12 protein-coding genes and 4 pseudogenes are annotated in these 16905 nt (G+C 46.8%); 10 read left to right on the forward strand and 6 right to left on the reverse strand.

All coding sequences use genetic code 11. The features are described 5' to 3' along the window. Nucleotides 1–76: 76 nt before the first annotated feature. Nucleotides 77–2690 (forward strand): annotated as a pseudogene (ppsA, locus tag ACTWJ7_RS16755) (phosphoenolpyruvate synthase). A 101-nt stretch (nt 2691–2791) separates the two neighbouring features. On the opposite strand, the gene ACTWJ7_RS16760 reads toward ppsA, so the two are convergent. Next, nucleotides 2792–3217: a MaoC family dehydratase gene (locus tag ACTWJ7_RS16760; protein WP_301877243.1), complete on the reverse strand. Its 426-nt coding sequence runs from the start codon at nt 3215–3217 to the stop codon at nt 2792–2794. Between the two features lie 427 nt (nt 3218–3644). On the opposite strand from ACTWJ7_RS16760, the gene ACTWJ7_RS16765 reads away from it, so the two are divergent. The 9 genes and pseudogenes from ACTWJ7_RS16765 (at nt 3645) to ACTWJ7_RS16805 (ending at nt 11604) form a co-directional block, all read left to right on the forward strand. After that, the gene (locus tag ACTWJ7_RS16765; protein ID WP_079349149.1) at nt 3645–4634 is read left to right on the forward strand and encodes a LacI family DNA-binding transcriptional regulator; all 990 of its coding nucleotides are present in this window, start codon (nt 3645–3647) and stop codon (nt 4632–4634) included. Next, nucleotides 4627–5508 carry a ribokinase gene (gene rbsK, locus ACTWJ7_RS16770; protein WP_079349148.1) on the forward strand — a complete coding sequence of 294 codons (882 nt, stop codon included), beginning with the start codon at nt 4627–4629 and terminating at the stop codon, nt 5506–5508. Before ACTWJ7_RS16765 ends, rbsK begins: the two co-directional genes overlap by 8 nt. Further along, nucleotides 5505–5906, forward strand: coding sequence for a D-ribose pyranase (gene rbsD / locus ACTWJ7_RS16775; protein WP_301877240.1), 402 nt, complete (start codon nt 5505–5507; stop codon nt 5904–5906). The genes rbsK and rbsD overlap by 4 nt, the downstream gene beginning before the upstream one ends. Before the next feature lie 15 nt (nt 5907–5921). After that, a pseudogene (locus ACTWJ7_RS16780) lies at nt 5922–7402 on the forward strand (sugar ABC transporter ATP-binding protein). Nucleotide 7403: 1 nt separating this feature from the next. Then, nucleotides 7404–8375 (forward strand): ABC transporter permease subunit, encoded by a 972-nt coding sequence (locus ACTWJ7_RS16785; protein ID WP_063562749.1) that lies wholly within the window; start codon nt 7404–7406, stop codon nt 8373–8375. 14 nt (nt 8376–8389) lie between these two features. Then, nucleotides 8390–9318 (forward strand): annotated as a pseudogene (gene rbsB, locus ACTWJ7_RS16790) (ribose ABC transporter substrate-binding protein RbsB). Between the two features lie 186 nt (nt 9319–9504). Continuing rightward, nucleotides 9505–9870, forward strand: coding sequence for a hypothetical protein (locus ACTWJ7_RS16795; RefSeq protein ID WP_301877227.1), 366 nt, complete (start codon nt 9505–9507; stop codon nt 9868–9870). 100 nt (nt 9871–9970) lie between these two features. Next, nucleotides 9971–10543 (forward strand): TetR/AcrR family transcriptional regulator, encoded by a 573-nt coding sequence (locus tag ACTWJ7_RS16800; RefSeq protein WP_301877226.1) that lies wholly within the window; start codon nt 9971–9973, stop codon nt 10541–10543. 306 nt (nt 10544–10849) lie between these two features. Continuing rightward, nucleotides 10850–11604, forward strand: a pseudogene (locus tag ACTWJ7_RS16805) (SDR family NAD(P)-dependent oxidoreductase). An 84-nt stretch (nt 11605–11688) separates the two neighbouring features. Here the strand turns inward: ACTWJ7_RS16805 and ACTWJ7_RS16810 are convergent. The 5 genes from ACTWJ7_RS16810 to ACTWJ7_RS16830 all read right to left on the reverse strand — a co-directional run bounded on the left by ACTWJ7_RS16810 (nt 11689) and on the right by ACTWJ7_RS16830 (nt 16778). Further along, nucleotides 11689–11865 carry a hypothetical protein gene (locus ACTWJ7_RS16810; protein ID WP_443145639.1) on the reverse strand — a complete coding sequence of 59 codons (177 nt, stop codon included), beginning with the start codon at nt 11863–11865 and terminating at the stop codon, nt 11689–11691. A 74-nt stretch (nt 11866–11939) separates the two neighbouring features. Further along, nucleotides 11940–13397, reverse strand: a complete 1458-nt coding sequence (locus ACTWJ7_RS16815) for an extracellular solute-binding protein (protein ID WP_443145640.1) — start codon at nt 13395–13397, stop codon at nt 11940–11942. Beyond that, entirely contained in the window at nt 13391–15124 is a 1734-nt protein-coding gene (locus tag ACTWJ7_RS16820; protein WP_079349142.1) for a sensor histidine kinase, read from the reverse strand. The genes ACTWJ7_RS16815 and ACTWJ7_RS16820 overlap by 7 nt, the downstream gene beginning before the upstream one ends. Nucleotides 15125–15142: 18 nt before the next feature. Beyond that, nucleotides 15143–15490, reverse strand: a complete 348-nt coding sequence (locus tag ACTWJ7_RS16825) for a helix-turn-helix transcriptional regulator (RefSeq protein ID WP_443145641.1) — start codon at nt 15488–15490, stop codon at nt 15143–15145. Nucleotides 15491–15560: 70 nt separating this feature from the next. Next, nucleotides 15561–16778: a response regulator gene (locus tag ACTWJ7_RS16830; protein ID WP_443145642.1), complete on the reverse strand. Its 1218-nt coding sequence runs from the start codon at nt 16776–16778 to the stop codon at nt 15561–15563. Nucleotides 16779–16905: the final 127 nt, after the last annotated feature.

Genomic DNA, 16905 nt, shown 5'->3' on the forward strand with positions numbered 1-16905 from the left:
ATATTTAAATCTTATCATGGCGGTAAACTCTTTGTCAAATGTTTTTTTCTCAATTTATTGGTTAGGGGAGATACGAATGAGTTCTTTGGTTATCGGATTTCAGGAAATGGAAAAATTGCAGCTTGCACTCGTTGGCGGAAAAGGGTTAAATCTAGCGAAGTTATCAAAGATTGAAGGCGTACTGGTCCCCGAAGGATTTTGTGTGACAACCGTTGGATATCAACAAGCCATTGAACAAAACGAAACGTATCATTCTTTGCTGGATCAATTAACCTTGATGAAAGGTGATGAACGAGAGCAAATAGGTGAAATCAGCAGAAAGATCAGGGAACTTATTATGGGAGTAGACATTCCTGCCGATGTTGAAAAAGAAGTTGCTCACTATCTCTCCAAGTTTGGAGAAGGACATGCGTATGCAGTGCGTTCCAGTGCGACCGCTGAAGATTTACCACATGCCTCTTTTGCTGGTCAACAAGACACGTACTTAAATATCATCGGCAAAGAAGCAATTATGCAGCATATTAGCAAATGCTGGGCTTCCCTGTTTACAGATCGTGCGGTAATTTATCGTATGCAGCATGGATTTGATCATGGTCAGGTGCAGTTATCCGTTATCATTCAAAAGATGGTTTTCCCAACGGCCTCAGGAATTTTATTTACAGCTGATCCGGTTACGTCCAACCGGAAAGTGCTATCCATTGACGCCAGTTTTGGACTGGGTGAGGCGCTGGTATCCGGCCTGGTATCTGCCGATTGTTATAAAGTACGGGATGGTGAAATTGTCGATAAGAGGATAGCTACCAAAACGTTGGCGATCTATGGACGGAAAGATGGTGGGACGTATACACATCAGGTTGATCCCGTTCTGCAGCAGACGCAAACACTTACTGAACAACAGATTTTAGAACTGGCAAGCATGGGAAGACAGATTGAAGCACATTTTGGTTTTCCGCAGGATATCGAATGGTGTTTGGCGGATGATACGTTTTACATTGTTCAGAGTCGTCCAATCACTACTTTGTACCCGATCCCTGAAGCGAGTGACCAGGAAAATCATGTGTACCTATCTGTTGGGCATCAACAAATGATGACTGATCCCATGAAACCCCTGGGCTTATCTTTCTTTCTATTAACGACTCCGGCACCCATGCGTATAGCTGGTGGAAGATTGTTTGTTGATATTACGCCTAGGCTGGCTTCGCCTGTCATGAGAGAAAACTTCGTAAATACCATGGGACAATCCGATCCGCTCCTTAAGGACGCACTTACAACCATACTCAAGCGAGAGAATTTCATAAAATTGTTACCTGCTGATGAGTCAGCATCAAGTCCTCGTACTGACAATAAACCGAGCACGTCAGAGGCTTTCCAAGCAGATATTGAAAATGATTCAACGATTGTCTCTGATTTGATTAAGAGCAATCAAGCCTCAATAGATGAGCTAAAACGTAGCATCCAAAACAAATCTGGATTGGAATTGTTTGATTTTATCCTTGAAGATCTCAAAGAATTGAAGAGATTTCTATCTGACCCACGAAGTTCAAATGTGTTCATGACTGCCATGAAGGCTTCAGCATGGATCAATGAAAACATAAAAGAGTGGTTAGGTGAGAAAATGCGGCAGATAAGCTCTCTCAATCTGTACCTAACAATATCACTTCGGAAATGGGTCTGGCGTTACTCGATGTTGCAGATGAGATTCGTCCGTATCCGGAAGTCATTGCTTATTTGCAGCATGTGAAAGAGGATAACTTTATCGATGAGCTGGTTAAGGTGGAGGGCGGACAGGAAACCCGAGACGCCATACAGGAATATCTGGACAAATACGGAATGCGATGTGCCGGAGAGATTGATCTTACCAGAACCCGTTGGAGTGAAAAACCCATTACGCTTGTGCCAATGATTCTGGGTAATATCAAGAACTTTGAACCTAATGCAAGCAAACGGAAATTTGAGCAAGGGCGACAGGAAGCGTTGCAGAAAGAACAAGAAGTATTGGATCGATTGAAGCTATTGCCTGACGGTGAACACAAAGCCCGGGAAACGAAACGAATGATCAACCTGGTTCGCAACTTCATCGGTTATCGGGAATATCCCAAATATGGCATGATTAATCGCTACTTCGTATACAAACAGGCTTTAGTAAAAGAAGCCGAACGACTTGTACAAGCGGGCGTTATTATTGAAAAAGAGGATATATTCTATCTCAATTTTGAAGAACTTCGTGAGGTCGTACGAACTAATAAATTGGATGAAAAGATCATCAGCCAGCGGAGAGACGATTACAAATACTATGAAAAACTAACTCCACCTCGTGTGCTCACGTCTGATGGCGAAATCATCTCAGGTCAGTACCAACATGAAAATCTGCCTGTCGATGCTATTGTAGGTCTGCCTGTTTCTGCCGGGTCGTAGAGGGACGAGCACGCGTCATCTTCAATATTGAAAATGCAGATCTGGAAGATGGAGATATACTCATCACCCCCTATACGGATCCCAGCTGGACACCCTTATTTGTATCTATTAAAGGTCTGGTCACTGAAGTGGGTGGAGTGATGACCCATGGAGCTGTGATTGCACGTGAATATGGGCTGCCAGCCATTGTCGGAGTGGAGAAAGCGACCCAGCGCATAAAAGATGGGCAGCAAATTCGGGTGCATGGAACAGAAGGATACATCGAAATTTTGTAATGGTACATGGACTAAAATGGTATAGTAAACGACCGTTCATCAGACCTGATGTGCGGTCGTTTTTATTTTCTAAATCCATAACGAAACCGCATGGTACAAATTCAATTACTAATCAGAGCACTTAATTCTGCCTGAAAAACCTTTTCATTATGTTGATTAAAAGTAGTGAGCAATATGGTAACGATACCACCATAATTCCTTTTTGGAGCCAAATCAATTACTTCTGCCAGAACGTGAATTTCATCATCTGGGAACACAGGTTTAATGAACTTTATATCATTCATGCCCGTTCCTGCAACAATATCTTCTCCATATACCCCTAGTTCCACCCAAAGCTTGAAGGACGTGCTCATCGTCTGCATACCTGAAGCAATGAGGCTGCCGAAACGGCCTTCTTTGGCTTTTGCTTCGTCTACATGCATATATTGTGGATCATAAATTTTCGCAAAATCAATAATATCCTTCTTTGACAATTGGATAGAATCTGTTCTATAAGACTCGCCTTTAACAAACTCGTTAAATTTCAATGATGTACACCTCCAATAACTACTCTAATGGATAGGTCGAATTTAAGGCAAGCCGATCATGAAGAATATTCAAATTTTCGAATTCCGAAATCATTGATCCCTATAAAAGGAGAATCCCCTACAATTCGTTTGCTTATTCCAGGTCAGCAACTTCTGTAAGGGAGTGAATTCACCCCCAAGATATCGCAGTATCTCCGTGAAGCAGATGATTTTAGTCCATGATTCTGAGAACCAACGAATGAAGACGATTTGATTTGCTTTTGTATACATAGACCCATTTAGAAAGATGATATATCTTGATGATGAAGCTTAATTCCCGGCTTTTTCTGGCTACTTGGATAAATTTCCAGTAATAAAAGCATTGTCAAACTTAAAAAAATATGATATTTTCATATCTGTAACCGGTTACACATAGGAGTGAACGTTCATGACAACCATTAAAGATGTAGCTAATTTGGCTGGCGTTTCGGTAGCCACTGTATCAAGGGTCATTAATGAAAGAGGTTATGTTCATGCGGACACTCGCAAGAAAGTGGAGGAAGCGGTTAAGCAGCTTAACTTCTCTCCCAATGAAGTGGCCCGCTCTTTATACAAACGCAAGTCCAAACTGATTGGCCTGCTGCTACCGGATATTGCAAACCCTTACTTTCCGCAGCTTGCCCGCGGTGTAGAGGACCGGATGCAGGAGCAGGAGTTCAGACTGATTTTTGGAAATAGTGATGAGGACGAACAGAAAGAAAAGGATTACATCCAGACTTTTATCCAGAATAATGTGGTGGGCGTAATCTCTTCAACGAATTACCCTCATTCTTCAATATATGAAAACTTGAAGATCCCCGTGGTGTTTCTGGACAGGACGCCGCTGGACAGTCCCTCCGTATATGCGGACGGCAGAGAGGGCGGACGCCTGGCTGCGCGAGAGATCATCAAGCGTGGAAGCCGCCGAATCACGGTTATGCAGGGACCGACACATATCAAACCTGCGCAGGATCGTTTTGAAGGCGCAATTGAGAGCATACGTGAGGCCGGTCTGGATTACCGCGTCATCCAAACGACATCCTTTTCCATTAACGATGTTGGGTTATGGGCGGATGAACTTTTTAGCAAGTATGGTGATACGGATGGAGTGATTGCCAGTAATGACATCGCTGCTATGGCGGTGCTACATGAGGCATTGCGAATCGGAAAAAAAGTTCCGGAGGATATGCAGATTATCGGCTTCGACGATATCCCGATGAGCAGCCTGCTATCTCCCGCGTTGTCGACCATTCACCAACCGGCATACGAGATGGGAAGGGAAGCCGCCGGTTTGCTTATCAAACTTGTGGAACAAGCTCCAATCGAAAATAAACACATACAGCTGCCGGTCAGTTTCATTAAACGGGGCACAACAAGAAAGGTGAATTCAGATGGCTAAAATATGCGTAATTGGCAGCAGCTCCATGGATCTGGTTGTCACTTCATCAAGACGGCCGGGGGCGGGTGAAACCGTCCTTGGCGATAGCTTCAAAACAGTGCCGGGGGGCAAAGGAGCAAATCAGGCAGTCGCTGCGGCAAGGCTGGGGGCCGAAGTTACGATGATCGGCCGGGTAGGCGATGATGCTTTCGGTACGGACATTTTAAATAACTTCAAAGCAAACGACGTAAATACGCAGAATGTGAAACCGGTTACACATATGGAAAGCGGTACGGCTCATATCGTGCTGGCAGAAGGTGATAATAGTATCGTGGTCGTAGAAGCGGCAAATCGCGAAGTTACACCAGCTTATATTGATGAAGCGGCAGAAGTGATCCAACGTGCCGATATCGTGCTAATTCAGCAAGAGATTCCGGAGGAAACGGTAGTTCGTGTCAGCGAGATTTGTGCTCAAAGCGGAACCCCTCTGTTGTTGAATCCGGCTCCGGCCAGAACAGTGCCAGATGAGGTCATCGACAAAGCTGCTTATATCACGCCGAACGAGCATGAGGCGGAGATATTGTTTCAGGGCATGACTCCGGCAGAGGCGCTGCGCAAATATCCAAACAAGTTGTTTATTACAGAGGGCAGCAACGGAGTTCGTTACTTTGACGGGGAACGGGAAATCGTTGTACCTACTTACAAGGTGGAACCCGTAGATACAACAGGAGCGGGGGATACATTTAACGCCGCATTCGCTGTCGCTTTGGCAGAAGGTAAACCGCTGCAAGACAGTATTCGATTCGCCAACCGGGCTGCTTCGCTATCGGTGACCAAGTTCGGGGCGCAAGGCGGCATGCCGATGCGGAGTGAAGTGGAGGAAAGTCTGAAATGAAGAAGCAGGGAATATTGAACAGTCATATCTCCAAGGTGCTGTCCGATCTGGGGCATACGGACACGATTGTCATCGCGGATGCTGGCCTTCCAGTTCCGGAAGGAGTACTCAAAATCGATTTGTCCCTGAAACTGGGGACACCGAGTTTTCAAGAGGTTGTGGAGCTTATTGCGGACGATATGGTTGTCGAGAGAGTAATTTTGGCAGCAGAGATCAAGGCAGGGAATCCAGAGGCTTTACAATTTATTACCGAGAAATTTGGCGATGAAGCCGTTGACGCTTCCATCAGTCATGAACAATTCAAGGCATTAACCCGGAATGCCAAAGTGGTCATTCGTACGGGCGAAGCTACGCCATATGCTAATTGCATTTTACAATCGGGCGTCATTTTCGGTTAAAAGGGGGACGGCATCATGCATATTCAGATGCAAGACATATATAAAGCCTTTGGCACCAACCAAGTACTGAGCGGGGTGGATTTCGAACTGAAGGAAGGCGAGGTTCATGCCCTGATGGGTGAGAACGGGGCCGGCAAATCCACACTTATGAACATTTTGATCGGTCTTCATGGACGGGATCAGGGAACCATCTCCATTGACGGCAAAGAAACCTATTTTGCCAATCCGAAGGAAGCTGAAAAGATGGGGCTTGCGTTTATCCACCAGGAATTGAACGTCTGGCCGGAAATGACAGTGCTTGATAATCTCTTTATAGGCAAGGAAATAACCTCGTCATTTGGGTTGCTGAACACAAAACAAATGAAAGCGTTTGCCGCTGAGCAGTTTGCCAAGCTATCCGTACAAATTCCACTGGATCGTCCTGCTGGGGAATGCTCTGTCGGTCAGCAGCAAATGATTGAAATCGCCAAAGCACTGATGACCGACGCCAAAGTCATCATTATGGATGAGCCGACAGCAGCGCTTACGGAGCGGGAGATACAGAAATTGTTCGGCGTAATCACTTCGCTTAAGAAAAATGGTGTTTCCATCGTATATATCTCGCACCGGATGGAGGAAATTTTCACGATTTGTGATCGCATTACGATCATGCGTGACGGCAAAACGGTAGATACGAAGTCGATCCCGCAGACGAGTTTTGATGAAGTGGTGCGGAAAATGGTTGGACGGGAGCTTACGGAGCGATATCCGGCAAGAAATCCTTCGTATGGTGAAGTAGTTCTGGAGGTACGGGACGCCAGCAGCAAAGGGTTGTTCCAGAATATTAGCTTTACGGTGAGAGCAGGCGAAATCCTCGGGTTCTCCGGGTTGATGGGTTCTGGACGTACAGAGATCATGCGGGCCATCTTCGGTTTGGAACCCTTGGACGGTGGCGAAATTATGATTCGAGGCAAAAAGGTTCACATTCGGAAACCTGCCGATGCGGTTAAACATGGAATTGGATTCATTACCGAAGACCGGAAGGATGAAGGCTTGGTATTGGATTTCTCCATTCGTGAGAACATGGCATTACCGAATCTGTTCAGCTTCTCAAGTAAAGGGTTCATTTCGACGCAGAAAGAACAGGAATTCGTCGATACGCTCATCAAACGTTTGCAAATCAAGACGCAATCATCCGAAACGGCGGTACGAAACCTGTCAGGGGCAACCAACAGAAAGTAGTAATCGCCAAATGGGTCGGCATTGGCCCGAGTGTGCTTATCCTGGATGAGCCGACACGCGGCGTGGATGTTGGAGCCAAACGGGAGATCTATCAGTTGATGAACGAGCTGACGGACCGCGGAGTTGCAATCATTATGGTATCTTCCGAGCTGCCTGAAGTGCTCGGCATGAGTGATCGAATCGCGGTTGTGCATGAGGGACGCATTAGCGGTGAACTGGCAAAAGAAGAGGCAACACAGGAAAACATTATGACAATGGCTACAGGGGGACAATGACATGACAACTTTGCAGGAAAACCAACCCGCCAAAAGCGGCTTCCGCTTGACGAATCTGACACAGAAATTAGGTCCGCTGCTCGGGCTGATCATTCTGATTATCATCGTATCGGTATTAAATCCAAGCTTTTTGGAACCGCTTAACATTCTGAATTTATTGCGTCAGGTTTCAATTAACGCGCTGATTGCTTTTGGTATGACATTTGTCATTCTGACTGGGGGCATCGACTTGTCGGTGGGCTCTATACTGGCTCTATCCAGCGCCTTTGTAGCCAATATGATGCTGTCCGGCCTGGATCCGATTCTGTCGATCATTATCGGGGTTGCGCTCGGCGGTGTTATGGGTATGGTGAACGGATTGATGATTACGAAGGGCAAGATGGCTCCGTTTATTGCTACATTGGCAACGATGACGGTGTTCCGGGGATTGACGCTGGTGTATACGAATGGTAACCCAATTACAGGGTTGGGCGACAGCCTGCTGTTCCAACTGTTCGGTCGTGGTTATATGCTTGGTATCCCGGTGCCAGCGATCACAATGCTGATTACCTTTGTAATTCTGTGGACGATACTGCACAAAACGTCCTTCGGTCGTAAAACGTACGCGCTTGGTGGCAATGAGAAAGCATCCATTATCTCAGGTATTAAAGTTCACCGTGTAAAAATCATGATTTACTCCCTGGTAGGTATGCTGTCAGCGCTGGCAGGCGCAATCCTGACCTCCCGTCTGAATTCCGCGCAGCCAACAGCAGGTACTTCATATGAGCTGGACGCCATTGCTGCTGTAGTTCTGGGCGGAACAAGCCTATCAGGTGGTAGAGGACGGATCGTTGGTACATTAATCGGGGTCCTGATCATTGGCGTGTTGAACAATGGTTTGAACCTGCTCGGAGTGAACTCATTTTATCAAATGGTTGTAAAAGGCGTCGTTATTGCCATCGCTGTCCTGTTGGACCGCAAGAAAACGGCTTAAGGAGAGAAGCGAACATGAAAAAACTAACCATATTGCTTGTAAGCGTAATGATGATCGTTCTGGCTGGATGCTCTCTGGAGCCTCCAGGCTGGGCCAAGCCCGACTCTGCCGGAAGCAATGGACAGAAGAAAATCGGCCTGTCGGTTTCCACGTTGAATAATCCCTTCTTTGTTTCTCTCAAAGACGGAGTAGTTGCTGAAGCCAAAAAACAAGGAATTCAGGTCATCGTGGTTGACGCGCAAAATGATTCGGCCAAACAAACGAATGATGTGGACGACCTGATTCAACAAGGTGTGGATGCCCTACTGATTAACCCGGCGGATTCCGCGGCAATCTCTACGGCTGTTCAGTCTGCCAATAGCGTGGGCATTCCCGTGATTACACTGGACCGTTCAGCAGACAAAGGCGACGTGGCTGCTTTGGTGGCGTCTGATAACGTTAAGGGTGGACAAATGGCAGCGGAATATTTCGTAGAACACCTTGGCGAGGGAGCGAAAGTAATCGAACTTGAGGGTGTACCTGGAGCTTCCGCAACAAGAGAGCGGGGAAAGGTTTCCATGAGGTTGCCGATCAAAAACTTAATGTAGTTGCCAAGCAGTCTGCCGATTTCGATCGTTCTAAAGGCTTGAATGTAATGGAGAACTTGCTGCAGGGCAACCCTGACGTGCAAGCGGTATTTGCCCATAACGATGAAATGGCACTGGGCGCGATCGAAGCAATCCAAAGCTCTGGTAAAGACATTCCCGTAATTGGATTTGATGGCAACGATGATGCGATCAAATCCATTCAGGACGGAAAGCTGACGGCCACCGTCGCTCAGCAGCCGGTACTGATTGGCCAGCTCGCGGTACAAGCTGCTCTGGATGTGCTGGACGGCAAGCAGGTAGAGAAATCAATCCCGGCTGAATTGAAGCTGATGACCAAGGAAAACGCAAACAAGTAAATGATGATATGCATCCCGTTTTGGACGAAAATGTCTAGGGCGGGATTTCTTTTTATTCGTCCGGTATGGTGGGAACGATAGTTATCCATTGAAACCTGTGGTAGTTTTGGCCCATTATAATATTGATCACATCTCGTTGGGCATGTAAATTAGTTGTATGCATGAGAAAAGGAGTGACAGCACCACATGGAAAATGTATCAGATGAAGAAAAATTGGAATCCATCCAAGCCTTCCAATCGACAATTCGTAAATCGGAAAACGCCTTGACTAATTTGACCCAGAAAGGTAATAACACGACTCTGTTAAAGAAACGTCTCAACGCTTTATACATCGGCTTAGCGATGCTGGAAACGACTTGGAACCAAACACCTCATCAGTATACAAAGGAAGAGATAGCAGAAGCTCGCGATGTTTTGACTGGTTTATTCCCATCCCTTGAGAAAATGTATGGTAAGTCAAAAGCGGGAAGCCCTCAAAAGACGCTTTTAAAAAGAAGAATTAAAGCATTCGAACGAGCTGTTCGAGCGATGGATGATGTTGCAATTCAATAAATCCCTCTTGATTCATGCCTTACCTGTAATCTATCCCTTTTTCATTTCCAGTTTGCCGATTGTTGGCTTCAATGTATAATGTGTATTCGAGGTGATGACAATGGCAAGATCCAAAGAATTTGAAGTAAATGAAGTATTAGATAAAGCCATACATTTGTTCTGGACACAAGGATATGAGAAAACTTCAATGCAGGATTTGGTTGAGTTTATGGGCATCCACCGAAGAAGCATCTATGATACGTTTGGGGATAAGCATGCTCTATTTATGAAAGCTCTTGAACGATATGAAGCAAAGCAGACCAACAAAATGAGCTTTTTGATTGATACACATAAACCAGTTAAAGAGATCATTCGGGCTTTGTTTGAGTCGACAATAAGAAATGAAGGACAACCTTTAGGATGTTTTCTTGTAAACTCAGGGGTGGAACTGGGCGTGTTGGACCCTGAAGTTGCATCTTTGGTTAATGAGAGTAATTTGCGAACAGAGGAATTCTTAAGAAACCTTGTACGGGAAGGCCAACAAACGGGTGAAATCAACGCTAACCTTGACCCTGTAGTTATTTCTCACTATTTAATGAATGCATGGGTGGGGATACGTACGTTGGTTAAGACCACTACGGATCAGCAAAAATTAAAAAATATTATGGATATGACATTATCCGTCTTAGACTAATAGAGGTTTACAGCATGACAAGCAAAGGAATTGCCTTCATGAAGGTGGCTTTGTTTTAGTGATACAGGTTCTTGTCCTCTTAACCTTATGGAGAACTTGTATCGCATGTCTGGAAAAACTCAAAGTTCCCGTTCCAACAACATGAAATATGAAGCAGAAAATAATTCTTTACTGTTCGTTCTAAAAATGCTATTCTAAATAGCAAGTTAGATCTAACTGTTTTTTTTGCACTATTAAGAACGATCGTTCTAAATTAATTTTGAAAGCTTATCTAACTAAAATACATGTTGAGAAGGAGAAAACAGGATGAACTATACAGTTATTACAGGTGCAAGTTCAGGGATTGGATATGAGACAGCATTGGCGTTTGCGGCACGAGGCAAAAACTTAATCTTGGTCGCTAGAAGATTGGACAAATTAGAAGAACTCAAATCAACAATTCAAAGTAATGATCCGTCTGTAAATGTTATTGTTCATACAAGTGATCTATCGGATACAAGTCAAGCATACACACTGTATAACACGCTTAAGGAATACCAAATTGAGACTTGGATTAACAATGCCGGGCTGGGGAAGGTTCTTTTGTAGCAGAACAGAATCTGGAAAAAGTTGAAACGATGCTGCGTGTGAACATTGAATCCTTGACCATCCTTTCTACACTATATGTGCGAGACTATGCAGACGTAGAAGGAACTCAGTTAATTAACGTTGCATCCGCACTCGGATATGCCATTGCTGTTGGAAGCGTTGCTTATTCGGCATCGAAATATTACGTGAGTGCCTTTACAGAAGGGCTGGCTAAAGAGCTTGAAATCAAAGGTGCAAAACTTAAAGCAAAGGTCCTGGCTCCAGCTATAACGGAAACGGAATTCGTGAAGAAATCTTTAGATACAGAAGAATTTGATTACAAAGCAAACATGTCTAAATACCACACCGCCAAGGAAATGGCTGGCTTCATGTTAGATTTATTTGATAGCAGTGAAACAGTAGGGATTGTAGACCTGAACTACAATTTCAATCTGAGAGGTCCAATCTATCCAATCATATCTGAATTGAATTAATATCTCATAAACATGGCGTACAATTCAACATTGTGCGCCATGTTTTTAATTTTTAAATAACCCACAGAAAACAACTATTATTGATTAATTTTTCCCCAGCGATGTGTACCATTCGTTCACCTCTTCAGTTATCTTATCACCGCCCAGCTCATGCCATCTAGAGACGACGAGATCGAAGCTTGACAGGGGCTCCTGTCCGTACACGATTTTGAGCATCGCATCATGCAGTAACTCGTCAAGGGCGTCGCCGATTTTTTCCATCGTCGGCGTCGGCGCTCCGGTGAAGGCGTCTGTCTTGTAGACAGAAGGATTGCTCTCGACGATTTGCCAACCCTTCAGCTCCTGTGGTGTACGCAGTAGCTTGTTTTTGATGTCATATGACGTCTGATTGGATGCACCGCTGTTGATGCGAGCAATGGATTGACTGAGCAAGTTAGGGACCAAGGGGAGCGACAGGCTAAGGAGATACTTTTGGGGTCCGCAAATCCGCCTGGAACCTGGCTTTCCAGGAATGTCACCTTGCCCTCTTCATAGCCGTAGTCGTAGCCTTCAGCGATACCCCAACGATAGGGCGAGCCAGAGGGAGGATCGACGAAGTTGTCATAAACAAAGTTCATATAATTGAAAAAAATTTCAGGATTCGCCATTTCTGCGTTGATGGCAATTGCACCATACTCCGGCGGCGTGCCGCGCGTACCGGATAAGCCGCTTGGCCCGACGGGGATCGGGTATGCCTCGAACCGGGCATCCGGCACGTTCGCAGTCACATCCCCTAGCGGCCATCCTGCGGCCCACAGCGGCGCCACAATCATACCTGCCTTGCCCAGCTTCCATGATTCCGTCGCTTGAACCTCATCGAGAATCTCAGCATCCTTTGGCACGTAGCCTCGCTCCATCCAGCGCTTCAACGTCGTTAGACCCTGCCGAATACTTGGCTGGACCGATCCGTAAGACAGAATTCCATTATCGTCTGTGCTCCAAATGTCTGGCATCTCCCCGTAAGCACCAAACACGAAGCCCGCATCCGACATCCAGGTGAAAAACGAATTTTTGAGGCTGATGCTAAGCCCATAAGTGTCGTCTTTACCATTGCCGTCCGGGTCAAGATGAACGAATGCATCCATGACATTCTCCATCTCATCAATGGTGGAGGGGGCCGACAAACCAAGTTTATCGAGCCAATCCTGACGGATGTACAATACCTCGTTCGAGTTCATGTTGCCGTCGAGGATCGGTATTGCCATTTTTTTGCCGTTGATCATATACCGGTCCCACGACTCGGGCGCCTGTGCCATGGCTGCTTTCCACTTGGGTGAGGCATACTGCTCGAACAGCTGTCCTACGTCGCGGAAAGCACCGGAGCGCAGCAGCGGATACATATTTTGTCCACCCTTGAATGTGACGATGTCGGGAAGTGACTGACCGGTCGCGATCAAGGTGTTCAGTTTATTGATGTAGACGTCCTCATCACCCGTCGTCGTCCAGAGGTAATTGACCTTGATGCCAAGCTTGTCCTCAAACAATCGGCTCAGTACGTTGTTCTGAAGATCTTCACCGTTTTTGAAATCGATGTCCGGGTAGAGATGCCCAACGGTCGTCAAGACCACCGGAGACTCATATTTCCCACCGATGAATGAAGGGGCAGGCCCTGTAGGCGTGTTCTTTTTTTCCTGAAGTTGGGAGGGTACTGTTGGATCTTCCCAAAAGATGAACGAAAAAATCATGACGACGAGGAACAAGATCATCGCGAGGCCAAACAGCCCTGTCTGCTTCAACCATTTCCAGATTAACATATCTCGGTAACCTCCTGTTCACGGACAACTTTCCAGCGCAATGTCACCTGAAGTCCGCCCAATTCTCCATTAGCCAGCTCCATATCGGCCTCTGAGCCGAGCACCGCTCTCATCCGCTCATATACATTGTGAAGCGCCCACGCAGTATTGGCGTCCGCGTCATAGTAGATTGCATTACGGAGCGTGTCGATGCGACCAGGCTCGACACCACAGCCGTTATCCGCCACAATCAGCTCACAGTATTCTCCGTCGGAATGACCTGTAATCTGGATGTCTCCGACCGTGCGAAGCGACTCAATGCCATGCAGAATGGCATTTTCCGCGAGCGGTTGCAGCAGAAGCCGCGGTACCTGTAAATCGAGAAGATGCTCCTCGACGTCAATAGTGAAAACGAAGCGGTCCATCTGAAGACTCTGGATCGTGAGGTATAACCGGACAAGCTCAAGCTCGTCCCGCACCGTTGTATACGTGTTCTCGAACTTGATCGTTTGCCGGAAATAACGACTTAAGCTTATGGACATGTCAATGACGGCCTGCTTCTCGTCAAGTTCGGTCATACTTTTAATAAACGCAAGCGAGTTGTACAGGAAGTGCGGCTGGATCTGGGAGTGGAGCTGTCGCAGTTTTGCCTCCTTCGAGCGAATCTGTTCCATGTAAACCCTTTCAATTAACTCTTTGATTTCTTTGGACATCTCGTTGAAGCGGTCAAACAAATACATGAATTCGTCATTACTCTCCTGGCGAAGTGTGATGGAATATTGACCGGATGTGATTTTCCTGACGCCCCAGAGCAGTTTTCGTATCGGGATCTGCACGTCCCGGTACAACAACAGGGCGAGCAGAATGCTGAACAGAAGAAGGAAAACACTGGAGAAATAGTAGAGACGCTGGTTGGCATAGATCGGATTGAGCACCTCACTGATCGGGGTATAATCCACGATGTACCAATCTTTGAAGTTACTCAGAACAGAGAAATTAACGAGGTATTGCTCACCGTCCAGTTTAATAAGTCGGTTACCACTCATCTCTTGGCCAATCTCAAGCCGCCGTGTCAATTCATGGATGAAAGGAAGCTTTTCTGTGTCGCTTGCCAGCACATCCCCAGCTGCAGACAACAAAATTGCGCTGTTGTCGTTTGTTCCCTTGGCACGGTCCAAGTAAGCAAGTACATTTTTGGTATCGATCTTGGCCCTGACGACATAAGACACTTCCTCCGGATCAAACCGGAAAGTGTACGGATGCGCCAAATAATACGTCAAATACCCACCGTCGCCCGTCTGCTCATACTGCCAGAACGGGCGGAAGTGTGTCTCCAGGTACAGTTCGCTTAGCTTCGACGAAGAGGATGTTGAAGAGAAAGCTGAGCTGTCCTCATCGTAAATCACCATAAATTCGGCGTTCCAGTTGTTCAGGGCATGCAACAGGTTCAACTTGTCCGACACCCGCAGCTTCAACTTGTTCAGTTCAAAATCTCCTTCCAAAAAGGAAGGAGTCGCAAGCAGTCGAACATCTTTGTCGAGTACGAGAAAATCGCTAAAGGACGATACTTTGGACAGATTATTGTCGATGTCTCCGGCCAAGAAAGTGAGCTCATTCAGCTTCACGCGTTGGATTTCCTGCTTGATTAGCCGTACGCTGGAGCGATTGGTCAGGTAGTACAGAAGCAGGGTAGAGACAAGCAGTAGAAAGATGACAAGCACAATTTTTGTGAAAATGGTTAGTTTCATTAAAGTGTCCCCGTTCGGTCAGGAGGATTGGTGACGGAAGTCTTGCGGTGTCAGCCCAAAATGCTCTTTGAACAACTTGATGAAGTACTGCGGCTTATGGTAGCCGATCGCCGTCGCAACGTCGCTAACCTTGAGCTCTGGCTGCTCCATAAGTATTTCCCGCGCCCGCTGCATGCGCACTTTGTACAAGTACTCGCTAATATTCTCGCTTGCCTTGCTTTTAAATAGAGCAGACAGGTAGGCGGGGTGCAGACCGACGTGGTCCGCTGCCGTCTGCAGCGTGGCATCCGCGAGATGCGCGGTGATGAATTGCTGGACCTTACGGATGAGCGCCACTTGCTCGTTGTTCCATTCACTTTTGGTCATCTCCCGCAATTGCTCCAGCGTGGACATTATCCAATGCTGAAGCTGGTGCATATGGCGGAACCGGTTGGTTTCAGCGGCCTTGTCCAGCTCCGGGGAGAATCTCAAGCAGGCTGAGTCCGTTTTTGTGGGCAAAAAAACTGAAGGCGCCCATCGCGTGATAATAGAGCTCAAGCAGCGTCTCCCGTGAATCCATTCGCTTGTTTGTCACCTCAAGGAAAATGGCGTCCCACTTGGCAGCGATCGCCTCCCACTGGTAAATTTCGAACAACTGGATCATCGTGGGCGATTCGTAAAGGCTATGGACGCGGTAGGGCTTTTCGGGCACTAAGGCGTCCTGCAGGCGGATTAAGAGGTCCGTCTCACCGCCAAGATGGCGGGTAAGTATAGCCAGTGAATCCTGGTAAGTCTCACGCAGGCCGTGAGCCATTACCTGCCAGTGGCTCACGACGATTGAGATGCTGCTTTTGAGAAAGTGTCTGACGTGTTGCTGCAGTCTGGCAGCCAAATGTTCGAGGGACCGCTGTCGATGAACCTCCGGTTCCGTCTCCCGCGCTAGCCATGACTCTTCCCGCACCTTGAGAACGAAGACTTCATGCTCGTACGCATCACGTCCATGCCACACATGGAATAACTCGGAGAATGTTTCCTCAGCGATATTTGCGACGGCTGAGGAGAGCAGGGACTGGTCCATCCAGTTCGACTCCTCAGCAGACGATTCAATGCGGAGGAGGCATATTGCAGTTTCGTCGCTCGGACAGAACGGCAACCGGTAATAGGCCATTTTTTCTTCGAGCAGCTTGGGAGGCAGCTTTCTTCCTTGAAGCAGATCAATGAGCAGCTTCTCTCGAAACAAAGGCATATGTTCGCTGAGCATGATCATGGCCTTCTCCTGCTTGCCACGTTCGTCCCATTCAAGGCGGAGCACTTCCGTGAGTTGGCGCAGCATGTCGGCCAGCTCCCTTTGGTCGACCGGTTTGAGCAGGTAACCATCCACCTGCTGTCTGATGGCCTCCTGCGCGTAGTCCCATTCACTGTAGCCGGATAGCAGAATGCTTTTGAAGTGTTTGTCGTATTTTTTTATATGCTCAATCAGCTCCAAGCCGGAGATTCCGGGCATTCGAATATCGGTGATGATAATATCGACGGGATAGCTCTTGCAATGTTCAAGTGCCTCTTCGCCAGAGAAAGCCTTGTGAACCTTGCCGATGCCGAGCGCTTCCCACGGCATGGTGCGTTCGAGACTGTCCACGAGATGAGCATGATCATCAACGATTAAAAGCTCATACATGCTTAGATCCCCCAGTCAGTTTTCGGTTGTTACGGTTGGCGTATCTTCAATCTTTTTATTATCTGAGCATAACTGTTCCTTTGTCAATTGGAGTTCGAAGAGTGTAGCAAGCAGTTCTCGGATGCCT

Source organism: Paenibacillus sp. 1A_MP2, assembly GCF_052244825.1.
Lineage (GTDB): Bacteria > Bacillota > Bacilli > Paenibacillales > Paenibacillaceae > Paenibacillus > Paenibacillus vandeheii.